We start from the raw sequence: 25770 nt of genomic DNA, 5'->3' as shown, positions 1-25770 counted from the left end.
ACACATTCTTGATTAACCGCTACTCTACAAAATTATCTTTGCTTAATCAAAAATATTGTGTTTGTTAACTCGCTTTCATAATTCCAAATCTTCCCTTACTTTTGAGACGAATAGTAAGTCTCAAGTTATTACCAGTTTGCGGGAACACATAAGTTATAAAAAAGTGATTTAAGATGTTTGTGGAAAAAGCTAATCATTAAAAAACGTTACCAGACTTAATGCTGATCCAATATCCAGGTCAAATGTTTCAGAGTGTGTTGTGCCATCAAAATCCTTTAAATCAATTTTTAGCTTAAATGCTGTAGTAGATAGATTAATTTTATCAACGCTATGTCCCTCTACTATTAAACTCTTAATTTTATCTGGTAGATTTCTATTTCTCGTGTTATTTTCACTAACTGCAATAGTAGCCTTATATGATTGACCTGGAGCAATCAATTGATGGTCCATTGCTGAAAATGGATTATTCTTCAATGGTATATATTCACCAGATAAAGACGGGTTCGCTTCAACACTAGTAATATATGTCCCAGTTCCACCAAAATTCTTTATTACTAAATTCCAAAACAAAGATTTCTTTATTTGCTGACTCTGTATGTAGGCAATGACATAGGGCTTCCTTGCCTCTTCAAATAATTCTTCAGTTTGTTCCCTATTTTGGTGCGTTTGAAATAAGCAAATCCAGATATAACAAGAGCAATAACGCTTGCTATAGCACTAACAATAGCTGGCCAAGCCATACTACTTGTACCTCCCCATGACAATATCCTTAACTTCTTGTAGATAATCATCAGTATATTCAGGTACAAGCAATTGACCATCAATGGCATCGATCATAACCTTTTCTTTATCCTTCAGCTTTTTGTAGACAGTATTATCAATGAACCCCATATGAGCAACATCACCCTTAGTCATCAAATAATAATACCTAGTGTACTGATGTGCTGGCAGTCCCAGACGATTAATTCGATCTCGCGACTGCAACATAAAAGTCAGGTTAAAGTTGTATTCAAAGTAAACAGCATCGTGCACCGTCTGATGTAGCGAAATAGATTCACCTAACGTATTAGGGTTAGAAACCAATACCTGAGCATCACCAGTACGGAAATTGTTAATCATTCCTTCGCGGTCTTGCTTTGGGGTGGCCCCATAAATCAAGGTAGTTTTAATTCCCATACCGTTGAGAGTATCAGTGATCTTCTGCATGGTGCCAACAAACATCCCCCAAACAAGGACTTTTTTGCCCTGACTAACTAACTTATCAATTAAGTCAATCCCCATCTCAAACTTAGGCGATTTAATCCTTGCTAAATCATACTTCTTGTAAGCCTCACCGCTGCTAACATTCTTTTTTTCAATCTCCGCTGATTGCTTGTCCCAAATACCAGAATCTCCATCAATTAACCCTAATTCCTTGTAATTGATATTGCTGGCTAACAGAGCTGGATTAGTCGATGCCTGGAGTATCCTAATAAAGGTAGCCAACGTCCCATTTTCGGTTTCGTAAATCGCTTGCGACAACATCTGCTGATCCGGAGATGGATCTACCACCTTAATGATATCTGGATCTGGCTTAGGCACATGCAGATCTTCCTTATTTGTTCGCCAGAAAAATGGCGATAACTTCTTATTCACATCTTCTGGGTCAATATTGTTCAAAGTCGTTAAATCCCAAGCAAAGAATGATGAATATTCATCGGGGTACATCAAATGTAAGAAATTATAAATATCTCTAAAACCATTTGGAATTGGTGTCCCCGTTAAAACATAACGGTAATGTGGTGCCTGGCTTAAATTGAGGGCCGCCTTGGCGCGTTGACCTCCGACGCCCTTTACCCGGTGGACTTCATCGAAAACTAACATAGTTTTTGAATCTAGTAAGTCATTAATGATGTTCAGCTTACTTTGTAAAGATTCATAGTTGATGGTAATTACATCAGCTTCAACCCAATCATGCTTAATAGCGCCAACATTATTGTTATATTTTTTGTCCCGCATATTGAGATAATGCAGCTGACGCTTCGGACCAAACACAGCTTCAAATTCTGTCCGCCAAGCAGCAAAAGCATTTAATGGTGAAACTACTAACAGTTTATTAACTTCATCTATTCTCGGACTAGAAAGATAAGCAAAAGTACCATACATCATCGCCGTTTTACCAGCGCCAGGCACTGAAAAATTAGCCGCTCGTTTCATGATAGTCATGAAGAAACTAGCTTTTTCTTGCTCTGGCTTAAGTGGCCGCGTAATTTCTTGACTAACGACCGCTTTGAAGTTATCAAACTCATGTTGCCAGCGAGGATCACCATCTTTGATAGTTAAACCAGCCTGACTTTGTTCCTTAATATAATACTGACGCTGTTGAACAAACTGATTAAACTTGTTGCTAGTTTGAACTTCAGGTAACCCTTTACGTTGCAGACGCCTATTAAGCTTCTTAACTAATTCAAGCAGTTGAACGTAAGTTAAATCTTCCTTAAAGGTCCGTTGTCCCGGATCTTCAAAGTACGGTCTAAAAATAGCTAAGCCACGCTGAGCTGTCTTGGACTCCAGTGTATGGTTACTATCATCTAATAGTTGAAAGAAACCGTCATTATTCTTAATGATGATTGGACTATCTGATTTCGTCTCCATACTTACTGAACAACTCCTTACTTAGTTGATTCAAGTCACGCATGTATTTTTGCAACTCTTTTAACTGGTCTTCACTCACTTCGTTATAACGTAGGCTCCCAATGAGGCCACCATCTTCGTTCAAGTCATGATAATATTTCACATTTTGCTTAATATTACGAATGAATTTATCGACGGACTCACTGTTCCGTGCGTTCCGCATATAAGTATCAAAAGTATCTCCTAAGGCTTCAACCGTATCATTTTCATCAGTTAAACTTTGCATCAAATCAGAGGTGGTATGAATTTCATCATCCTGTAGTGATTCAGACAGATCATCAACAATGTCCGCGACATCATCATTAAAATCTTCGTTATCGACACTATTGACAACATTTTTACCATATTCACGAATATGAGTTCTAGCGGTATTCCCGCTAACACCAACATGAATCTGATAAAGAATCACACCGAAGTATGAGTTCATGGTTTCATTCTTACGAACCTGCGATTCTGAATCATCACCAAAGTTCTTTGAAAGTGACTTTCCCATTTCATAAAACAGCGACCAGACCTTACTCTCCTTGATGATGTTGAAGTTATTGTCCGGAGCTCCAATAAATTTCAGAAACTTCTTCATGTAAACAGCACCATCATAATATTTCTTAACCTCAGTTGGGCGCATATGAGAATCCGCAGCATAGTCCGCCTGAGTCATGATTGGATCATCGCCGCCAGTAGTTTGATAAATGTCAACAGCTAAGTCAACCGGATCATAATTTTGACGTTCTTCAACACCCATCTGAATAGCCAATTCCAGTTTTTTGATCTTAGCTCGTTCAGTTGAATTGTCATATGAGAATGGTAATACCACGGCTTCAAAATAAACTGTCCTACCAGTTGACTGGTGAATATTTCGTAAGGCAGTGAAGCGCCGATTACCATCGATAATTCTTCCATCATCAAGAACATAACCATATACCTGCTGGCCAGACTCCTGAATTGATTTTTCTGTTCGCTTCAGTGCTGAAGAATTATCCTGCTCAATTAACTTAGCAACAAAATTGTTATATTGTGGGTCTTCATGGTCATTTGCTGGGTGCAGCTCATCATGATACTGAGAAATGCCTGTTGCGATCCGACCATTCTTATCATTGTAATAAAGGTATTCCAACGGAATTTTATAGACATCCAACGTCTCGGAACTAACACCATCCACCTTAATTGGTAGCTTAGGCTTAGCTCCTGTCTTCTCTAAATTTCCTTCTTTAGCTAATTCAATTAGCGACAGCATCCTAATTCAACTCCCCGTTTTCCAACTTATTAATCAAGTCATGCACCTCTTGTTCACTAGTAGCCATTCGATAATAAACCCCTGATTCCTGCAAATGATCAAAGTACTTTTGCTGAATAATTCGAATTTCTTCATCACCCAAACGCATGTTTTCAGCTTTAGTTTCAATCACCAAATAAATTGGCTTATTACCATGTTCAATTTTAAAGATAAAGTCAGGTGTAGTCGTTCCGTTATCAAAGCGCGGAATCTTAATAGCCTTTTTTGGCAATTTTCCAAAGACACTAATCTTCGGCCCATACGACCGTTGTAAAATTTTTAATTCTGGATCAGCACTGTCATAACGCAGCGGTGGTCGATCATACAAGTACTTTTCATCAGAAGTTGAATTTGATTGGTATACTCCAAGTACGCTAGCAGGAACTGAATCTACAAATTCCTGCTTCTTGGCATTGTAAATCGAGGTGGAAGCCGAAAACTTCAAAGGCTCATAGCTATATGAAGTCTTGATTCGTTCGTTAAACTGATTGTTAAAGGTTCGAATTAAATTACCTAATGTTTTTTCATTAATGTAATTAGTATTGTTTCTTAATCTCTTAATTGCCTCAATCATCAGGCTGTTCAGCAAGTTTACTGATAAATCTGTTTGTTGGGCCAGAATCTTAAGAAATTTACCATATTTCATGGTCAAATATTCAGTACTATAATCCGACTGCGTTTCCCGAACGGAAGCCACATTCTCATCAGTTACCACTTCTTGGTGAACCACCTGTGGCCGTTGCAAAACAAAGATCTTATTATCACCATCATTGAAGACATTACGAGCCACAGTTTCTGCATCCTGATTAACCGATGGATCAAACTTGATCATTTGCCGCTTAGCCAATTGCAGCCACAAGTTTTTCAATTGCTGCCAATTTTGCTTGCGTAACTTAACAGTTGTGCTGTCTTTTGAATTTTTATCTCGAACCTTATCCTTAGCAATTTTAGTTTCTTGGACTAATTCTGGATAAAGATGACACAACGCATCATAGCCGGTCATCATTTGACCATCTAATTCAACGTTTTCTTTAAATTTGTTAGAACGGGTAATCACATTATGATCATCCAAATCATCAAGCAACTGATCCTCCTCAAATTTAGGGTCAGTTTTTTGTTTAGCTTTAACAATCAGCTTGATCATGTCATCAGTTAATTCTTCTTGGTTCAGTTTTATCGGTGAATCATCATTAATTTCACCTACTAACTTTTGAGCAAAATCTCGTTCATCATAACCAATTAAGAAAGATAGACGACTCTGCCACTCATCCTGATTCAAACGGTGACCAGTTTCATCAACTGGAAGCCGTAAACCACGACCAACTTCCTGAATCTTACTAATTTCGGAACCGGAAGTACGTAACTTGGCAATTGTGAAAACATTTGGATTATCCCAACCTTCACGCAGCGTCCACTTTGAAAAGAGGAAGCGACGAGTTAGCCAGTTACCATCTTTATCCTTAAAGCTGAGCAGTTTTTCCTTATTACTAAGAATATCCTCAACTTCAGCTTGAATATCAGCATCTGAACTGCCGCGATCTTCACTAAAGTAGCCAGCATATACGTCCTGATGTTCTGACTGCAAGCTCCTTAAAGTAGCTTGTAAGAATGAACAATAATCTTTTTCTCGATCATCTATTGCCATCTCATACCGACCAATCAGTCTATTTAATTTTTCAGTTAAAAGTCGTTCAAATTCTTTGGCAAGCCAGCCTTTACTGCTATTTTCTCCTCGAAAGCTTGAAATACTATCAATGAAAAACAAGGACAAGGTTTTAATTTTAGGCGCATTATCCCCAGAGTTAGGACGTAGAAAATTTTCCTCTTCGGCTTTAAAGTGGCAGTCCAAGGCTTGCGAAATAATCTCTTTCTGGTAACTTTGCGCGAAAGTGCCCGGGATTAATTTCATGTCTTTAGCCAACGCCAATCCATTAGATAACTCATGATCCGTGCCACCGGCATAAGTAATATCCCCTTGAAAGCCTGGATCGACATCTGCAAGGTTTTCACCAACACCAAGGGAATATTCTTTTTTCCCTTGGGAAAGGATCAATTCTTTAGCTTTAACCTGTTTAACCTTGTACAAGTTGCTTGCTTGCTCTTCTGGCATATCTGGGTAATCGATATCGATTCCCTTAACTAAACCTTGATTAAAGCTATCGACAGCATCCAAGTTGAACTGAGGTTCACCACCGTAATAATCAATCTTAGTAACCTTGTTTTTGCCACGCCCACTTGTTGTTTCCGGGAAAGTAGCCCCAAAACGAACAATTAATTGGGGCTTCATTGCTTTAATATCTTCGTAAAACTTTTTGCCCCGTGGGAATCGCTGCGGCTCGTCAATAATGACTACAGGTCTAGTTGCCGCAATGGCCTTGATTGGTGAAGTTTCGCCACCAAGCAAAGTCTGATCATAATCATCACGGTGCATGGACTTAGAATGAAGCATCCCTTGATTAACCAGCAGCACCTCAATTTGATTAGTATTCTGTCTAGTTGCCTCCACAAATTCAGATAGCTGTGCCGGGAAGTTACGTCGCCCTGAACGTGCACTAAAATCGCCTGCGTTAATGACGTTTAATTGCACCCGAGTATTTTCATAGAATTCACTAAAATGCTGTTTAGCATAATCACTGGTAATGAAACTACGAGTACCTTCTTTAATACTTGGGCTTGGAACTGCAATGACAAACTTAAAGAGCCCATACTTTTGATGTAATTCATACATCATCCGGGTATAAACATAGGTCTTCCCTGTACCTGTTTCCATCTTTATGTCAATATTAGCTTTATCGTTGTAGCGGTACTTAATCAGCGGATTGGCATAGATGTAGTTTGCATTGGGATCATTACTCATCGTATCCATTCCAGGAAAAGATTTATCAATGGCAGCCAGAGCGTCAGTTTGATGCTGTAAAGTTTCTAGTTTAATCTTCATGGCTTAGTACCTCTTGATCAAAGTGACTTTACTATCTAACTGCTTCAGACCATTTTCTAGTTCGCGAAGTTCGGCGACGTTAAAGGAATAGCCAAAGATAACCACACTCTGTACTTCTAACTGGTGAGTACCCAGTTGATTTAACAGCTCTCTGGTCTGGTCAGCTCCCCAGCCTTCATTAATCAGGTAGAGACGATTATTTTCAACTTGATGAGCTGTGTAATTGCCAAACTTAATTTCTTCAACGTTGGTATCGAAAGAATACCCATCCTTAGCCAGCCAGGTAGTAAGAATGGTGTCTTCACCAGCCGTATCTCCAGCTACTTCTAAACTCTGGCTAGAGAAACCGTCAACCATATTAGTAAATAAATTGGTATTGTTTGGATCAAAGTCTTCAATGTTTTCCAACGTCTGTTTAATCGGTTTGACAACTCGATAATGCTTGAAGCTACCATCAAAGTCTTCAGGTAAGGTCAATTCATTATCTTCACGAATTTTCTTAGCAGCGCGACGAATACGTTCTCGAGAAATTTGGTCAATGGATTTAAAACCAGCATCATATGCCGCTTGGCCTCCCTTAGTCGGCACCTCTTTGTCATCTTTATTGATTTGATAGGTTTTTTCCGGCAACTGGGCCATAATGAATTTGCGATGTCCTCCATCTTCAACATTAAGTTGCATAACAGCATCAGCTGTTGTTGATGATCCGGCAAAGAAATCCAAAAATACTCCATTTTTCTTTCCTGACATTTTAACAATCTGCTTTATGTATTGGTCAGACTTAGGAGCAGAAAAAATCTTATTTTTAGTTTCAAATAATTTTCCAACTCTTAATTGCCCTTTATCCGTATAAAAACTTTTTTCATTCCAAATGCTTTTCAGCTGTTTATAGGAATTTTTGGCATAGCTCTTTCTATATATTTTCCAACTATCATTATGCTTACGACCGATTAATAAATGTTTATTCTCCTTGGATTTACTTTCACTCCAGGTCCAGCATCCCTCAAATCCATCGTTCCAGTTAGGCAAAACTTTATATTTAAACTTTTCATTTGGAGTTAAAGCCACTTCTCCATCTTCAGAAACATAAACAGGATAATATAAATTAGGACGATTAAATTTGCCAAAGTCTCGATGAGTGTTTCTTAACTCTATTAACCGATACTTTCCAATTTCATCTTCTTCAGGATAGTCCTTCACAATATCGTTCACATTTTTCTTTACGGATATTACGCCAGCAGGTAACGGTTTCTTGGAAAAAATCATTAAGTACTCTGAAGATGTTGCAATATATTTATCTTGTGATCTACCACGAGGATTGTTTACAACACTAACTTGACTCATAAAGTTAATTTCGCCGAAGATACTATCCATTAATTCATGCAGATTTGTAACTTCGTTATCATCGATTGAAATAAATATTATTCCATCATCTGTAAGAAGATTTTTGGCAAGAACTAATCTCGGATACATAAATGTCAACCATGCAGAGTGACTAGACTTACCTTGAATACTCTTCAAACGTTCCACCTGATCATCATCCATACCAAACATATCTTTTAATTTCTCATCGCTGTATTCAAAAGAATCCGGATATACGAATCCATCACTACCGGTGTTATATGGCGGATCAATGTAAATCACATTTATCTTATTCTGGTAATTGTTCTGAAGATGACGTAAGACTTCTAAATTATCACCAGTAAAGAACAAGTTATTACTCTCTTTCCCTTCACCCTTATTTTGTTTCTCATCAGGGACGATCACTGTTGTCGGCATCTCACCTGCTTGACGCCGCGCATAATCTTTACCAATGAAATTTAGCTGATAACCTTCACTCAACTCATTAATATTCTTATCTTTTAGTTGGTTCCTAAACTTATCTAAATCAAAAAATCCTTCCCTGGTAAAGAATTCAGGCAGCTTGTCTTTAAGTTCATTTAAGAAAGCCGTGTTCGGCTGTACAGTTTTATTGTATTTTTCATTATCTGTTTGCATGAAATTTCTCCTACTCTTCGTTAATTGGTACAGTTTCGCAAATGTCATTAAGGTTGCAATCCAAGCTAGTGCATATCTTCATCAAAAGATCCGTAGTAACATTAGCATCTTTTCCTAACTTAGCAACGGAAGCAGCACTAATATCGCATTCAGCTTGCAAATCTTTTTTCTGTAATCCTCTATCAATCAACAGTTTCCACAATTTCTTGTAACTAACCTTATATTTAATTTTTAAGTTATTTGGTTGCTTGCTCATTCCATGATCTCCCAAACAGTTCTTTACCACCACGTTCAAGTGTCAGAACCGTATTCTCTCTAATAATCTCTTGTGCTTTTTCTGATAATACTTCAATACTATCAATTGAAATAAATATCTGCTTAGTTTCTTGAGCATACATTTCAACAATTCTATTTCTACGATCAATCTCAATATTTGAAAATAGTAGTGAATCATGAACAAAGAATGGTAAACGTGTTAAGTCAAGACAAGCTTGATCAAAAATAATTAATCCTTTGAATGATGTCCCCGTACCTTGGTCATTAATCGTCTCAAAATTGTATCCTGTTGGTTTTAATTCAATTCGAGGAGGTTGAAATGAACTTGATCCGCAGACCTGCTCATTTAAACTAGCCATTTCAGTGTTCAAAGAGTGCTGTACCTCTGCCAATTCAGTATTGATAGTCGCTTTTAAAGCATCCTGTTGATCTTTCTTGTCTTGTTGTAGTTTTTTCTTCTTCTGATAATTTTTATTTTCGTCTTCTAATTGCTTTAATTCTGCTTTTTTATCAGCATACTCATTAAGTAAAGCAGTTTGGACATTTGGTCCTTGCTGATTCTTTATTTTCTGTGCTTCATTAACTAGTTGAGAAATATGATGACTTAAATCATCAACATTTTTTTCGATAGTATTTTTTTCTCGTTCAAACTCTAGTTTAAGGAACTTAGTAATTTGATGATAGAATTTATCTATTTTTTCAATTCTTTGGATATCTACATCAGGGAAGAACTGCTCTAATTCATGATAATTATTCCGATACCTTCTGGGGCCAGCTTTTTCATTAGCCTTTATGACATTTAATCTACTCAAGTATATATTCTTCTGTTCCCTAAGTTGGGATAGATCATTTCTTATTTCTCTTAAACGTGCTGCTTGCATATCATCTAAGTTTAATGAGCCTTCATTATTTTCAGATTGTAGATCTGACAGCTTTTGTTTAAGTTGTTCAATTTTGTTTAGATTTTCTTTAAATTGTCTTTTAGTATCAACTATTGGAACATATCTGTAAGTCCCTGCATTTTTAAATGCCGTGTAAGCTTCCTCAGCTTTTTTAGCGGCTTCTTCTCTATTCTCAATAGGAGAATATTTGTCAAACAACTTCAGTAATCCATAGACCTGCTGTTTAGATGGCTCTTGATTACTATTTTGCAAAGGCCTTTTTTCATCTGTAGTTTGACGATTGTAAACTCTAATAAAACGGCCGACTGCACCTCTAAATGTTAGTCTGGGTAAATTCAAATTATATTGATTAGACAAAAAATCGAGATACTCCTCGACAGTTATTTTCTTATTATCTTTAGGGATGAATTTCTCGTTGCAAATATAGATATATTGAAAATCTTCTGTCGACCTCGAAAAATAATAATCTTTATCATTAAATTCAAAAGCAAACTTTATGGTATGAGAGCCTACATTTTTCTGGACATCAAGGTCCTTTTTCACATAATCAGTTCCACCAAATACAAAATCAATAATCATCAAAAATGTGGATTTCCCAATTGAATTAGTTCCACTATGACCACCTAAAATCACATTTAGTCCTTTATCAAAATAAATTGGTCCACGTGGGTGTCCATCCACCGTAAACTGATCACAACTAATTTGCTTTAACACTACTTATCACACCTGTTTCTTCATCAATATAGATCCTGTTTAATATAAACAAACAATCCAACGCCTCCACAAACTCCCCCACATCGTCAAAACATCTTCTCGTTCTCTTATAAAGATCTTGTGGATTCATAGCCTGTTCATTTAGTTTTTTCATTATTTTAGGAAGACTTGCTAATGTACTTTCCTTATAGTCAGTAACTTTACTGGGCATTTTCAACTTCAAACACCTCACAGTTTTGCACGAAAAAAGCCACTATAATTCTGGAAGCTTCTGAATAATCCTGAGGCAATTGTTCTTTAGTGAGAATCCAATCAGCCAAGTGATTAAATATTTCTTCCTGATCTAGTTGCTCACGCTTAAATTTAAAATAGGCTAACTTTATAGTGGTAGCTAATTCATCAAAAGAAAAATCCGGACCTTCCAAATTAGAAAATTGATCTTTGATTTTGTTGTAATAACCAGAAACATAATAACTAACAGCCCCTTGTAAGGCATAATCATGGCTTATCTTTTCTTCTACGGTATGCGCATCGTAGTCAACAATAGAATTTGCTAAGTTTGGTTTAACCTTCTTTAGCCCCTGAATCACTTTAGTCAATTTTGCTTCTAAAGTTAGCTGATTTAGGTCTTGAGCGATTTGCTTTTTATTAATAATATACTGTTTCTTCTGAATCAATCGTTGATAATCATTTAAGGTAGGATTGTTGAGATAAACATTCGCACAATTTAAACATAGTGGAATTTTATTTTCTAAGGCATCTGAATTTTCAGGTGCCTTTTTTATTTTGGTAAATTTGGATTTTTCATTTTCATTTAAGTTGTCAGGAAAGATATGGACAATATCATATCCTGCTATGGCATTGCTAATACCATTCTTAATCAAGCTCTCTCCACATAAAGGGCATTCTAAATCTACGTCATAAAGTAAACGCAAGTTATCAATGGAATTCTGATTTGTTTTAACATCCTGAGGTCTCACAGAAGTTTCAGCATTTTTGAATTTATTTAAAAACGCTTTCATTGCTTTGAAGCACACTTCGCCCAAAGAGCTCATAGTTACTTCAAATTGCTCATCACGCAACTTATTTCGAATGCTTTCTCTTGCTCCTGGAGCTGAGAAATTAATTTCGTCTATAAACTTTTTCCCATTACTAATTCTGCTAAGCAACTCTTTTGCATCTTTTTTAGGGATTGGTCTGGAGCCAATACAGTACTTATTAATGGTGTCGGCTACTCTACCTGCAAAGGGATTCAAGTCCCCACTTTGCGCTTTTTCATCTTCCACATCAGTCTGCGGAGTACGAATGATCAAATCTATTAAGTGACAAAAGAATTTAGGACGACCTTTATTATCTTTACTTTCATCAGGGTTACCTAAATAAGTCCATAGCATGTCAAAAAAATCAGAGAATTCCATATCAATCACGCTCAACTTTCGGACAAAAAAGGACAGATTTTGTCCCAAACTGTCCGAGTTCATATTTTCTTTTCAAATATACTGATTGTGAATTAAAGATAATAATTCAATCCACAATTTAAGTATACCGTTTACATACACGGTTCTCAATATTAAATAAATGAACGTGAATTTTATCTATTGATTCAGCATGCATCGTCAAGCTAACGGTGTTCCAGCATGCTTCTTAATTAAATACTTTTACTGCAACCAGCCACTGGAAGGTTTGCTGCAGTCCCGAAACGAACAAGTTTCGGACTGTTTGCACACTACTAGTGGCTATTTTTTGTCCTTTGCCTTCGTTTTGGGAGACCGGAACGGAGGCTTATTAATGAAAACCAATAACAGTGAATACGAGTTAATCGGCGAAGAAGACGGCAAGCTAATTGTTAAAGTCAAGCACATGGGTAATCAAGTAACCACCATTACAAAGGTAGAAGGTAACGTTGTCTTTGACTTTGATCATAAGCAATATAATTCAGATCATCGAAACGAACGGCATCAGGATAAATTCTTCGCCAATTCACAGGATGATCCAGCTATTAATGCAATCGATACAATAGCGGATCGTAATTCCATGGAAATCACATCTGTTTACACCAAGGATAACTTATTGGATTCATTAATTGAAAAGGAAGGCCAGCAGCAACGCCAGCAATTAATTGTACAATTACCAGCTGCCACGAGCTTAATTGATTAATTACACATTCTTGCTGAACCGCTTTATTCGGTAGCTTTTGTTATTTACAATGAATTAGCACAGTTATTAACTCGGGAACACAATGCCGGATTTCAGCTAAAATTCGGCATGAATTGTAGGGCTCAAATTCTAGTGGTTTGTGGGAACAAGCAAGTATCAAAAAATGGATTAGGTAATTTGTGGAAAACTAGATTCCCATTTGATGCTTTATGATTTGTGTAATCACCCCAGCTGCTACATTAGAAACTAATGTCAGCGAAACACTAGAAAATTTGGACAAAATATTTTTAGTGTCTTTCCACACTCCGTCATCTCTGATGTTATCTAAGAATTTATGACCTTCATAAGTTAAGTTCCCTGGAGAAATAATAGCAGGTTGATTATTTCCCCATCGTACATCACCAGTAATGTATTTTGCCTCCTTTAATTTCATCACTGTATAGGCAATTTGACTTCTATCATATTCACCATAATTACTAAGATTAGCTAACAGCTCATCTTCCAGAGGCCCTGTTATATTTTTACTTGACTCAATTGAAAGCATTGTATATCTCACCAAATCATGATTTAACTTCAAATTATTCACCTACTTTACCACATACGAAACCTGATCAGTAATATCACAAATTTCAGAAATCTTAGCAATGATAGCTAAAATCACTGTTGCTGAGAAGTTAGTTTCTACCACTGTTCCATTTTCCAATTTTTTTGGCGCATTCCCTGGCCTAAAGAGCATCCGGCTCAACTGGCGATTTTCTTTGATACGATCAAAGTTAAGGCTATCCTTATTCCAAATATCATTAAGGAAAGTAACTAGCATTTGACGCCAAGTCTTTACCGGATATTCATTTTCACTAATCGTGATTTGAACTGGTTTTTTACCAGTAACATCAGTGGTCTGATCAATAGTATATTCACCAGTAACTTCTTCTTCATTAACCTCTTTGATATCAGGCATTGGGAAGATTTGGATTAACTCTTTCGTCAATTTTTCAGTTCGATCAACGATAGAGTCTTTCCCCCACTTATCATATGTTTCTGCAACTTCCCGGGTAAGAGATACATTCGATTCCTTATAGAATTCTTTTTTCTCACTGTAAGGTTTGTTGCTCATTTCTTGGTTGTATTTCGTGAGAGTTAAATTTCCCAGCGTACCACCATATTGTTCCTTCACCTTGTCGGCATTAGTGACTTGAAGTCGCCATTCGGCATTGAGTCTTTGTGGCATAATGTGCTCAACCTGGGCATCATCAAAGTTTATTGTTTCCCTGGTCCGATGTTCTTCTAGAACAACCAAAGATAATTTAGCCAGGTGATTCCTTTGATGATATAAATCTACTTCCATCAAGCCATTCGCTAATTTACGGTCATCAGGAAAATTAGCCTTGAGTAGTCTAAGTAGTCTGAGTCTTAAATTACCTGCTTCCTTGGATAGATCACATAGTCCTACAACAATTTTATTTAGCCCATTGGTTGGCATTTGGCATGCTTTCAACCGGAATAAATAACTTTCTAGAATATGCGCCAGCTTATTGGCTTCCTCCTGATCAGTTTCACCTGTATCAACTAAATCCATTAACAGCATCAAATAAGGAAATACAACCTTGCTATCCATTACGTTGATATGCTCTAAGATTTTGTTAAAGACATCATCATCGGATTTATAATTTAGAATCTGATCATAGTAGGTAGCAAACTTAAACAGATCAGCCAAAGCATCTTCCGAACTTAATCCTTGAGAGATGAAATAGTCCTTGTAGCTGTTATAAACACCATTTCTTTTAACAGACACATGCGTTTTTACAACTAGATAATGTCGGATGAATTCAGCAAATGTCTTGGTAGCAAACATCCGCTCAATCTTTACCCAGTATTTCTTATAGAGCTCAGCTTGTTCCTGCGAATCAAGTTTCATCAACAAAAAGTTCCGCACCAGATCGGATGATGATAGGGAAACACCCGTAGAATTAAGGCTTTCAAAAATAACCTGAGGATTTTCTTCGTTAGAATCGCTGCTTAGCTCAATGTAAACCATATTAAAATGATTCATCGCTTCATATAGTTTAGAGCTGTTAATGTCACTGCCATTAATCAACTTACGGAAGAATTTATAGTTATCAATAACTTTAGATGCCTTATTAAAATCTGTCATATCATTCATAACTGATTCAAAGGCTTCATAATCATGTTCGACCGGTTTTAATTTCAAGTGATTATTATCATCCAAATACTTATTGGTTAAGTATTCTTCTTCAATTTCATCCCGATCTTGTTCGTCTGCATCCGCAAGGGCCTTTAATAACAGAGTTAAACTAGTCAGTCGTTGTTGCCCGTCAATAATTCGGTAAATGTGACTCATTTTATTTCCGGTCTCGGTAACATAAACAATCGCACCTATAAAATGATCAGTATCGTTTTGTGCAGCTATCGTTAAATCTTTAAATAGCTGCTCACACTGTGCTTTGTCCCATTCATAATTTCGCTGAAAAACTGGGATTTCAAAAATAGTTTTCCCACTTCCTAGGAAATCAAATAGATGGATACTATCAGCTTTCATCTATTTTCCCTCCCCAAATTCTCGTTGGACGACTTCCTGCAACGTACCCTCTTTGGCATACTTAGCGGCATCAATCTGTTTGAAATGCTTCTCCATTAAGCTATTCTTTAATTCTTTATCAAAGCCAAAAATATAGTTAGTTGAAATTAGATAAATAATTCTTGTTGGTGCAAAGCCATATACCTGGTGTTCCATAATATATTTAATACGCTCATGGTCATCTGGGAAGAGTTTCTTCATCTTGTCACTGCGAAATAATCGCTTAACAATTTCGGTAATATACAGCCCTGACTTCATATATAGGTCAGCAAATGTTTTATTAGGATCATCAAAAATACCTGGATTATTTATTTCAAGATCACCCACCATATGTTTAACAACTGCTTTTGGTGTAAAAATCTGATTAGTCTTTTGTGGAGGAATATAATCGAAAATATCCTCCGTGCTATTGTCATCAAAGTAATTGCTTAATTGGTCCTTTTTTTCAAGGAACTGCTGAATAGAATCATTAAACACTACTTCATCAAATAAATGACCATCAAAATGTTTCTCTTCATTGGTTTCGGCATCAACATAATCACCACCATCACGCAAGAAACGGAATTGATCCTCCGTGATGCCTGTTACTTCTTTGAAAACATCATCCTCGGTATAATCGTCAAAATTCTGCAAAGTTAAATTCTTATCACCGTAAGCCATAATAAAGCTGGGAATTGTACGAGAAAAGCCCCGCAGGTGTGCTCTAGCATCTTCTTCAACATTATTTAATTTTTGCTCTTCCTCGTGCTTTTCAACACGTTCAACCACTTTAGCTGGAACATCTTCAACCGTCTTCTTGACGTGATCTTGTACTCTTTTGCCAAAATCATTCATAATATTCTGGACAGTAGTTTCATATTTTGCTTTAGCTTCGTTAAGTTCTGCTTGATCACGTGCGGCTGCTTGTTCTTTCTTATAGTTAACTTCGGCTACTTTCTTTTGATCGTTAAGCTCGTCAGCAATCTTATTTAATGCCTGTTCATTTTCCTTTTCAATCTGTTGTTGTTGCTTTTTAGCTTCTCTCTTGGACAAGCCATAATCATTAGCGACTCTATTAATAACTTCTTTATTTAGAGAATCATTGACTTTCTTAGAAATAGACTTGGCTGCTGACTTAAAGTCCGTATTGTCAGTATCAGAAACTGAGTCTACTAACTGGCTTCCTAAGTCAGAGTAAACTTTGTCACCAAAAAGATCTTTTGATTTACCAATTACTTTCTCTTTAGGAATTTCAACTTCACCATCATCATTAACTGAAACTTCTTCAGCACCTTCAATAGCATTTTGCTCAGTCTTTTTTGCTTTCCCTTCTTTAGCTGTTACTAAACCATTTAATATTTCACGTACTTCGGCAGGTGCAGCAAAGATTCGAGAAATATTAGTAAACAAGAAGTTACTCATGAAACCACGTTTAACAACTTCTTGTGATTTTAACTGACGAGGTATAGACATAACCTGTTTAGCATCAAGTTCAACCATCTTGCCAACGTCATCTTCACCGATAACTGGGAAGAAATTCAGCAGTTTACGAATATTTGCTTCATGCTCAGCAGCGGTCCCCTTGCCATTTGAAGTTTCAGCCATTAAATCATTAGCAAATTCATCAAAAATAGTTAGTGTCCGAGTTGGATCAAAGTCAAAAACATAGGCATTTTCTTTTTGTATTAGCTCGCCATTACGCTCAAAAGTATATGGATTTTGTGCTCTAAAGGCAGCCTGCATGTACTCGGCGGGACTCTTCATACTTGAAAGCATCAAAACGGCCGACCAAGGTTTAACTGTTACACCAGTAGTCAGTTGGCCCACGCTTAAAGTAATAGTTTTATCGTATTCTTTAGTTGCTTTTTGAACTTTATCAAAGGCTTTTTCATTGGCCTTTTCAAGTTGATCATCATTTAATTGATCATCATCAAGTTTGCCATCACCCGCCGCAAGAATAATATGATAATGCTTAAAAACAGGATGCTGCTTCAATTTCTTTGCCAGAGCTTTAGCACTATCTACTCTGTTAAGCAGCCAGAAAGTATGTGCAAGTTCTGTTCTTAATTCTGGAGTTGAGAATGGGTAATTTTCTCCAGTAGTCAATGTATCAAGAAAATGATCCACTGCTTCATCGTAAACAAATTTACCATTCTGTGTTTTGAAAAATTCATTTAAATCAAATGCTGGATCTGCTTTGTCACCATTGTCTAAATCAACACCCTGTTTTAAAGTGTCCGCCATCATTTCTGATAATTGGTAAGTAAACATGTTTAAGCGTGGCATTACGGCATATGGATTGCTACCACCTTCAGCATCTTCATTCCAATCAGCTTTGGCTCGTTGTTCATCAGCATAAGACCAGTTGTAGATTTGATCTGCAGCAAATTTACCTTTGGCTAGGGCCTTAAACGGTGTACCAGTAAGATGAAGTGTATACTTACGTTTGATTTTGTCGAATGCCTTATCCGTCTTATAAGTATCCACACCTTCATGGGCCTCATCAATGATCAATAAATCCCAGTTAAGATCTTCAATCCACTTTAATTTGTCGTATTCTCCACCAAAGTAAACCGAACCTTTTAGCCCTTGAAGACTCTCAAAAACAACCTGACCATAATCATTGCCATCAGAAATGGAATCAATAAATTCCTGACGAGAAAGTACTGGCTTATCTTTTAAGGCATCCGTTTCACTAACGAATTTAAGATTAGTTTGCCAGGCAATAAATTTGTCAAAATCATCAAACCAGGAGTTTGCAATACTAGGCCGATTTGTAACTACCAGTACATTCTGCATTTGCATCTTACGGACTAAATCATAAGCAGTGAGCGTCTTACCAAACCGTGGCTTAGCATTCCACAAGAATGCGCTGCCTTCACCATTTTTAAGAAAGTAAGCAATTGTTTGGTCGACTGCCTTTTGTTGTTCTTTACGAAGCTCATAATGAACATGCTTATCATTACCTTGAATATCCCCAAAATCACGATCAGCAAACTCATGAAAGTAGTGATGAGATGTTGGTCCATCAATATGGAACCATTCTGTCCTAGGTTTCCGTTCAATCTGCTTTTTCTGGGTTAAGTAATCATGAAAATCATGGTCGGTAAAGGTTTTATCGGACCCATCTTCATATCGAGCATTGCCACGCCATAATAATTTAACTTTGGCATCGACAGTATGGCTCTGTTGCTTAATTCGATCTTCAACAGATTGTGATGCAGTGTAACCTATCTTAGTCCATCCGTTATGGGAAATATCATTAGGAGTGGTGTAGGCATAAATCATTGGAATGATTCGTTTGAATGATTTAATTTTAGGCATTGCCATTGTCTAGTCCATCTCCTTTACTTTAGTTTCAATAAAGCTAATTTCTTCCTGATTTAATCTATATTTCTTGTAAAGTTGCTGATCAATCTCGTGAATAGATTTTGACCAATCTATATCAGAATGTTGGGTAAAGTCTTGCAATGGAACATTAACCCAAGTGCGTTTCTTATTATCCTGCGTTACTTTCAGCGTACCTAGCATCGCTCGTGCAAATTTCGACTTAATATATTTCATAGCCGCTTTCGTACAATTTATATCTTGAAAGTTACCAATTGTAATAAATGTTTGAGTTCCCCCGATTAGGGGTTCCCCGATTAGGGGTGTGGTTAAAACCTCTCCAAGTGCACCGCTACCATTTGATTTAGGAACTAAAATTTTGTAATTTTCCAGATTATCCGGTCCCTTAACATACTTACTCTTGATCCATTTTAACGTTCTTCGATTATTTTGCCGACCGTATAATCCTACATATTGCTCTGAACTACCAGAAGGCTTTACATTTTGAAAAATATCACCTAATTTATCAAAAATGTTAGTAGTAATATCAAATTTATGTCCCTTACTTAATCGCGACCCTATATCTGGAAAATCGTCATGTAATTTTTGGGTAAGCTTATAGCTTTCTGGAGCATAAATAAGTTCACTAAATGATTTAAAATTGCTTGTTTTTACTTTTTTTAGTATAGAATTTAATTCTGCATAGGGTGTAAATGTACCAATTGCGCCAAAACTCGAATCTACATCTCTATACGTAACACAAACTCCACCTTTAATATCTGTATTACTAAAAACTTTACTACTATCCTGCTCGAAAAAAAGTACTTTTAAATGAGGATCTTTTAACATCTTCTCATTCCATTTTTTGGGCGTTTTCCCTGCATTAGATAAGAATTTAGCGGGTGTTATTAGCTCAACCTTTTTTCCAATTTTATAGGCCTGATCCATAAAATATGGAAAAATCTGTTTATCACTAGTTCCCTCAACTTCTTCTTGATATGGTGGATTACCAATTACAACATCAAATTTAAATTCTTTACTCATTTTCTATCCCATCCTAAATACTTTAGTGATAATAGTTTTCTGCTTACTTGTATCATCACTATTTTCTAAGTCATCAAATAGACTTAATTGACCTTCGTTAGCATCTACATCATCCACATCACTATTGTTGAGCAATGATTTGAAAGTAAAAATCTCCCGTTCAACTTTTGATCCAGACGGAATCCAGTTGCTAAAAGTAATCAACTTTCCATCATCATTTTTATAGGTAAGTGTATTACCCTGGACGATATTTAAATTGATGACATATTTTGCTGATTTATAAACATCAGTTTTTGAACTCAAACTTTTCTGCATAAAAGCTTGATAATGATTGACAAAAATATTAATCATTGCTTCTTTTGATCGAGCTAAATTATCTTCCAACAATTCAATAGCGTAAATGCTCATTAATGACCATAATGCGTTACTTTTCCAAGTTGTTTTATTAGAAATTTGGTCTACATAGTTCAGCTTCTGATGTAGGATTTCTTTCAAGAAGGCACCCTCGCCTGCACTAGGTTCAAAAAAAGTGGCATGCAGATCATGAAGTTTTTCTTGAATAGCCGGTTCAGACAGCATCTTTTTCACCATCCATTTAGGGGTAAAGACTTCACCATGATGTTGAACTCGTTCCTTAGATTTAATTAGGTGACCATCATCACCTATTGCTTTTAATTCAAATTTTTTATGATCGGTTTCAAATTTTTGATCATCGAAAAGGCTTATTTCTTCCTTGCTCATTTTAAATAAATATCACCTCTATCTTCCTTTATTATTCCTTCTGTTACTTTCGTACGATCTCCATAATGTCACTAACATCGCAATCTAAGGCCTTACAAACCTTTAGTAATACCTCAGTCGTAACATTACCATTCCTACCCAATTTAGCAATTGAAGCGGCACTAACTCCACTAGCCTGTTGTAGATCTTTCTTTTTCATGCCACGATCAATTAATAGCTTCCATAATTTGTTGTAACTGATGCTTAAGTTTTCGTTATTCATGATTACTTCCTCTAAATAAAAATTTCTGGAACGTTTATTTCAATTTCCTTAGTCTCACTAACAGCATCAAGATCGTTCGCTTTTAAAATATTCTTGGAGACAAAGTAATTATTATCGGTTTGAATGATAAATTCATCTTTATTGTCTTCTATATATTCTGATGATTCTCTGGAATAACCATTCTGCTGTAACCAAATCCGTAAGTCACTATCTGTTCCATACTCCATGAAACGATACCAGTCATTCTGAGGTGGCATTCCACTCTTAGTTAACTCCTGGGTAACTTTCAAGAAATATTTACCTAATACAAACTGAAGATTTTGCAATCTTTTCATCACTAAATTAATGGTTATAGTCTCCCAGTCAATATTAGGGGTATTCTCATGGTATTGCCTTACCCTATTAAGAAATCTTGTATCTCCACGCTCAGGATCACGGATTTGAATTGCAAAGTCGCAAATCCGTTGCAGGCTGTATCCACTCATCCAAAGTAAGGCTATTTTAGCGTCATCCTCGATGACCTTATCTTGAGTTTCCTTGTCTTGTTTTGACTTAACAAAGTCGGATTCATAAATAGCCCAGTTAAATATTTCTGATAGTTTGAGTAAAAAAGCTTTGGCTTCCGGCCACCTCAATTTTTCCCCATCATGAATATTAGGATATCCTTTAATATTTTCCTGACTAATCTTGTTTCTAAGACTTTCAGACTGATCAGAAGAGAAGTTAATATCATCCTCTAATTCGTCAGCATATCGTTCTTGTAAGGATTGTAAAATTTTTCGTTCTTCTTTGTAGGTTATATGTTTTGCTAAATGGATTCTAACTACTCCATGATGATCATTTCGTAATTCCTTGACATAAAGTAATGATAATTTACGAATTAAATCATAGTTCTTATCTTTTTCAATGTTATCTAAACGCACATCGCCTTTCTCTAGGCTCTTCTTAATTGCTGCCGCTTGCTTAGGCTTAATAACATCAACAGATAACTTAGCTTTTTTTAGTCTGTTATTCATCCTAGATAAATAAGCAGCACGGTTACTATGCGAATTCGCTGTATCGCCAGTAATTAGAAAGACATTTCCTAGCATGGAGTGACCTAACCTACCCACTCGACCAATTAAGTTCAAGAAGTCTAATTGACTGAGCGTCCTTTTTCCATTTTGCAGCGTAGTAACGAAAATATTATCAGCCGGCAAATTTACTCCCTCCAGTAGGGTACTGGTGCAGAAAACTAGCTTTAAGATTCCTTGCCGACAGGCTTCCTCGATTCTAATGCGAACGTCAACTGGCAATTCTCCAGTGTGGAAGGCTATTCCTTTTCTAACTAGTTTTACCAAGATGTATTTAGGGTGAATTTTACGTGAAATATAATCAGCTAACTCTATCAACCGTGTATCGTTACTTTCTTCCATTGAACGACTAACAACCACAGCATCTGAAATGGCATTGACTTTTGAACCATAATAAACCAAGTTGCAATTACTATTCCCTAAAATGCTTATCATCTTCCGAATAATATCTGGTACTGATAGCGTTTCTTTAAATTTACCTATCGAAATAGTATTTTGATTCAAATCATCATATACTTCCGCTTTATTAGCATAGCGATCAAAGATAATTTCCACCTGGGTTACTGGGGATTCGACAATGCGAAGGCCATCATTCGATGCGGCTGTTTGTACTAACTTTTTAAATATTCCTGGATTTGGAATCAATGGTGAGGCAAAGGTTACCTTCGGTCGATTTTCCCATGCACTAACCCTGTCAAATATTTCATAGTAAAAGACACTACGCGAACTTGCTTCTGTAACTTTTTGAGACTCATCAATAAACAGGTGTATTAACCGTGCTTCTGAATATTGTGTTAAAAGGGCTAATAGGCGTTCAGGAGTCATTACGCAAATATAGCTTCCCTCGTAATCTACCCTGTACTCTTCAGGATGAGAAATGACTCGATATTGTTTTTCGCCTAATTTTGCCCCTAAATCCTTAATAAGCTGAACCCTTACTTCGGTAATGAGTGCCTTGCTTGGTACAGTGATCGCAAAGTTGCCTACGACACCCTCCTTCACTTGAAGCTCAATATACTTCTCAATTAAAAAGGTCTTCCCCATCGATGTTGGAGCTGAAAAACTAGTAAGTTCATTGCTCAAAGACTTAAAAATTATATCTTGCTTACCGATAAACGACTTACTTTCTTCTCCAGGAATCTGGCGTTTCTCTTTTTGATAGTTTACCAAGGCTTCGTTCCATAACTGCTCAATTGTTGGAACTAGCGTATAGCTTTGTCCTTGACGAGGCAAAAAGTTGTTAAAGCTGGTCAAAACCTCATTAGTAATCAGTGAAACCTCAGGATCGTTAGGATACATTTTGGATAGAGTAGCAACAATTTTCAAGGCACTATTTTTTTGCCTACTGTCTCCCTTTTTATTGATTGATTTTGATAGCAAATCGGCGAAGCGTAGAAGATCATGTTTCTGCTTTCCTGTTAACTTCCAATCTAGATGAAATAGCCAACAACCATACTGCTTAGACAAAATACTCATCAGCTTGTGTAAGTAATCATCATTTTCTAAATACTCGTAAAGATATTCGCCCAATCTTTTTTCTTGTTGTGGCATACTCTTATTCTCCTATCAAATCCTTCATTATCGCATGAGTATCCTCTTCAGCATTAGTAAAAGGTAACAAGTACACATAAAACGACGATTTTTGCCAATGATGCTGCTGAATAACTATATTCAATTGCCTAATCGCTTGTTCCAAATCACAATTAATAGCTTGACGACACTTCTCTTTTGCTTCTTCTTGCGTGCAATCGTCTAAATCTAATTGGGTTCTAAACTTATAGCCAATAAAGATCCCATATGATGCAATATCTTCAAAGTCTGTTTCAGTTGGTGCCATTAACTTAATAATGGCATTACTCTTATCTTCACCGAATTGTGTCCGAAGAATGGAACGGTCAACTATGTTGGTAGCCAGTACCATCTCATTGGACCGATTATTATCAAAAGTTGCTATCTTCTTCACTACATTATTAATTGCATCCTCAAGATTATTGTTTAATTGTGATGCCCCAAGGATTAGTTGAGTTTTACCTTGGTCTCTTTTTAGGTATATGCCTTCGCTGTCGATCGTTCGCTTGAATTTTAAAATTTCCGCCCTGGTATAGAGTTTAAGTGCGTTATCCTCATGCTCTAAAAAAATATATGCTAGCAATTCACCTAGTAAATTATTTGGAATACCACTTTTAGCATATTTTCTTAGTAAATTGGCTGCTTGCAAACCTACAACATCTGTTTTGCTAACTCCACGGGCTATTGCGTAGCTAGTAATATTGGATGTCACTAGATTCTTTAAATTCGTATAGCTAAAAGGCAACAGCTCTGGTTTCAAAACAAAAGCATGAATTGAGTTTCTATTTTTCACAGCATCTATCTCACTAGCATTAACCTGACGAAAGACTGTTGAGAACGTCTCATCTGAAACAGTTTTTGTAAATATATCCTTATCCTCACTTTTTGTGGGGATTTTTTGTTTTCGCCTATTTTTTCTGCTCGCTACTTTTTCAAACTCTTCAGTAAATAAGTTGGCTAATAATGCTGGTGCTTTACCTCGATACACATCTGGTGAAATTCCATCCTTCTTCAATTTCTTAGCAATCAAAGTTAACTGATCTGCGCCAATTTTGTTGAAATATTCTTCAAGCGAAGATGTTTCTTTGTTTATTAAGTTCAGCAGTTTTTTAGAAGCAGATCTGGAGATTCCATCAGTGGCATACGTATTCAATGTTGATGAGGCAGGCATTGGTGAGTATTGGTTATCTGACGCATACTCAATTATCAAGCTAACTGTTTCTTCTTTTGAAGTATCTGCCGCATCCGGTAAATAAGGATTGACCAAATCTATTAAATAAGTGAAATTAGCTTCTTTTGCCATTTTGCTTCCCAGCTTTTTTGGAGTTTTTCGGAGTTTCATATAAAAACTCGGAGGTTAATTTATGCCCATCTTGTTATTATTCAAATATCAGCTAGAGATTAGTGCTTAACAATAATAATTATACCAGACTGACACCGCTTTCTCGGATAATTATTTTTGCATTCGCACATTTTTTTAGCTGATAAGCATGGGATGAGTGATTAACATCCATTACTAGCATGCGCCGAATTGAATAACACTCTGTAACAAAGCCACTAGTAAGGCGCTGTTGCAGTACCCAAGCGATCTCTTCGTTTAGGTCTGTTTAACACACCCTAGTGGCTTTTAATGTACCTTCGATTCCTTCGCTTGGGAGATCCCAAACGGAGGTTTTATTAAATGAGGACAAATAATAGTGAGTACGAATTAGTCGGTGAACAAGATGACAAGCTAATTGTCCGTGTTAAGCATATGGATAACCAAACTATTGAAGTTACAAAGACTCAGGGCAACATCATCTTCGACTTTGACCATCAACAGTACAACTCCGATCATCGCAATGAGCGTCACCAAGATAAGTTTTTCAAGAATGATCCAACTAATCCAAATATGAATATGATGGATACTCTGGTAGATCGAGGGTCTATTGAAGTCACCTCAATTTATGGTAAAGACAACCTGCTTAACCAAATCATCCAAAAAGAAGAACATCAAAGTCGGCAAATGTTAGCTGAACAATTACCGGCCGCCTTAGCTACTTTAACGGACAAACAAAAATACGCTGTCACACAGTATTACTGCCACGGCATGAAGAAAAATCAAATTGCTAAAGAGATGGGCATCAGCAAGGTCATGGCCGGTCGTCACGTTAAAGCCGCAATTAAAAAGCTGCGCCAGTTTTACGGCATTGAAAATTAATTAGAAAAAAGTGGACCACAGTAGGTTTGAAGTGAACCCCCTGAGTTG

The 25770-nt window shown here is 36.6% G+C and carries 19 protein-coding genes; 2 read left to right on the top strand and 17 right to left on the bottom strand.

Annotated elements, in window-relative coordinates; all coding sequences use genetic code 11:
- Positions 1 to 189 precede the first annotated feature (189 nt).
- The 9 genes from IV40_RS04965 to IV40_RS04925 form a co-directional block, all read right to left on the bottom strand.
- On the bottom strand, positions 190 to 570 hold the full coding sequence (locus IV40_RS04965; RefSeq protein ID WP_057769282.1) for a hypothetical protein: 381 nt from the start codon (positions 568 to 570) through the stop codon (positions 190 to 192).
- 171 nt (positions 571 to 741) lie between these two features.
- Complete coding sequence (locus IV40_RS04960) at positions 742 to 2634, bottom strand: SNF2-related protein (protein ID WP_057769281.1); 1893 nt, start codon at positions 2632 to 2634, stop codon at positions 742 to 744.
- A complete protein-coding gene (locus tag IV40_RS04955) occupies positions 2615 to 3907 on the bottom strand; it encodes a hypothetical protein (protein ID WP_057769280.1) in 1293 nt (430 codons plus the stop codon). Before IV40_RS04955 ends, IV40_RS04960 begins: the two co-directional genes overlap by 20 nt.
- Before the next feature lies 1 nt (position 3908).
- Positions 3909 to 6884: a type III restriction-modification system endonuclease gene (locus IV40_RS04950; RefSeq protein WP_057769279.1), complete on the bottom strand. Its 2976-nt coding sequence runs from the start codon at positions 6882 to 6884 to the stop codon at positions 3909 to 3911.
- Positions 6885 to 6887: 3 nt separating this feature from the next.
- A complete protein-coding gene (locus tag IV40_RS04945; protein ID WP_057769278.1) occupies positions 6888 to 8882 on the bottom strand; it encodes a site-specific DNA-methyltransferase in 1995 nt (664 codons plus the stop codon).
- Between the two features lie 10 nt (positions 8883 to 8892).
- Entirely contained in the window at positions 8893 to 9138 is a 246-nt protein-coding gene (locus IV40_RS04940) for a helix-turn-helix domain-containing protein (protein WP_057769277.1), read from the bottom strand.
- The gene (locus IV40_RS04935) at positions 9119 to 10774 is read right to left on the bottom strand and encodes a DUF2326 domain-containing protein (RefSeq protein ID WP_057769276.1); all 1656 of its coding nucleotides are present in this window, start codon (positions 10772 to 10774) and stop codon (positions 9119 to 9121) included. The genes IV40_RS04940 and IV40_RS04935 overlap by 20 nt, the downstream gene beginning before the upstream one ends.
- Complete coding sequence (locus tag IV40_RS04930; RefSeq protein WP_057769473.1) at positions 10758 to 10985, bottom strand: ABC-three component system middle component 7; 228 nt, start codon at positions 10983 to 10985, stop codon at positions 10758 to 10760. Before IV40_RS04930 ends, IV40_RS04935 begins: the two co-directional genes overlap by 17 nt.
- On the bottom strand, positions 10975 to 12192 hold the full coding sequence (locus IV40_RS04925; RefSeq protein WP_057769472.1) for an ABC-three component system protein: 1218 nt from the start codon (positions 12190 to 12192) through the stop codon (positions 10975 to 10977). Before IV40_RS04925 ends, IV40_RS04930 begins: the two co-directional genes overlap by 11 nt.
- A gap of 370 nt (positions 12193 to 12562) precedes the next feature.
- On the opposite strand from IV40_RS04925, the gene IV40_RS04920 reads away from it, so the two are divergent.
- A complete protein-coding gene (locus tag IV40_RS04920) occupies positions 12563 to 12931 on the top strand; it encodes a sigma-70 family RNA polymerase sigma factor (RefSeq protein ID WP_201782048.1) in 369 nt (122 codons plus the stop codon).
- A gap of 187 nt (positions 12932 to 13118) precedes the next feature.
- Here the strand turns inward: IV40_RS04920 and IV40_RS04915 are convergent, their stop codons facing one another.
- The 8 genes from IV40_RS04915 to IV40_RS04880 are packed head-to-tail and all read right to left on the bottom strand — an operon-like array spanning position 13119 to position 24825.
- Positions 13119 to 13517, bottom strand: a complete 399-nt coding sequence (locus IV40_RS04915) for a DUF2513 domain-containing protein (protein WP_057769275.1) — start codon at positions 13515 to 13517, stop codon at positions 13119 to 13121.
- Positions 13518 to 15488: a DUF262 domain-containing protein gene (locus IV40_RS04910; RefSeq protein ID WP_057769274.1), complete on the bottom strand. Its 1971-nt coding sequence runs from the start codon at positions 15486 to 15488 to the stop codon at positions 13518 to 13520.
- Positions 15489 to 18836 (bottom strand): DEAD/DEAH box helicase family protein, encoded by a 3348-nt coding sequence (locus IV40_RS04905; protein WP_057769273.1) that lies wholly within the window; start codon positions 18834 to 18836, stop codon positions 15489 to 15491.
- A 3-nt stretch (positions 18837 to 18839) separates the two neighbouring features.
- Positions 18840 to 19877: an Eco57I restriction-modification methylase domain-containing protein gene (locus IV40_RS04900; RefSeq protein ID WP_057769272.1), complete on the bottom strand. Its 1038-nt coding sequence runs from the start codon at positions 19875 to 19877 to the stop codon at positions 18840 to 18842.
- Positions 19878 to 19880: 3 nt separating this feature from the next.
- Entirely contained in the window at positions 19881 to 20618 is a 738-nt protein-coding gene (locus tag IV40_RS04895) for a hypothetical protein (RefSeq protein WP_057769271.1), read from the bottom strand.
- A gap of 43 nt (positions 20619 to 20661) precedes the next feature.
- Positions 20662 to 20880 carry a helix-turn-helix domain-containing protein gene (locus tag IV40_RS04890; RefSeq protein ID WP_057769270.1) on the bottom strand — a complete coding sequence of 73 codons (219 nt, stop codon included), beginning with the start codon at positions 20878 to 20880 and terminating at the stop codon, positions 20662 to 20664.
- Between the two features lie 11 nt (positions 20881 to 20891).
- Positions 20892 to 23504, bottom strand: coding sequence for a DEAD/DEAH box helicase (locus IV40_RS04885; protein WP_057769269.1), 2613 nt, complete (start codon positions 23502 to 23504; stop codon positions 20892 to 20894).
- Positions 23505 to 23508: 4 nt separating this feature from the next.
- Positions 23509 to 24825, bottom strand: a complete 1317-nt coding sequence (locus IV40_RS04880; RefSeq protein WP_236698024.1) for a HamA C-terminal domain-containing protein — start codon at positions 24823 to 24825, stop codon at positions 23509 to 23511.
- 378 nt (positions 24826 to 25203) lie between these two features.
- Between IV40_RS04880 and IV40_RS04875 the strand changes: the two genes are divergently transcribed.
- Positions 25204 to 25722 (top strand): sigma-70 family RNA polymerase sigma factor, encoded by a 519-nt coding sequence (locus tag IV40_RS04875; RefSeq protein WP_057769268.1) that lies wholly within the window; start codon positions 25204 to 25206, stop codon positions 25720 to 25722.
- Positions 25723 to 25770 lie beyond the last annotated feature (48 nt).

The organism is Lactobacillus selangorensis (assembly GCF_001437205.1).
Taxonomy (GTDB): domain Bacteria; phylum Bacillota; class Bacilli; order Lactobacillales; family Lactobacillaceae; genus Paralactobacillus; species Paralactobacillus selangorensis.
Note: the sequence above shows the minus strand (reverse complement) of the source record. Positions and strands in the feature narration are given on the sequence as shown.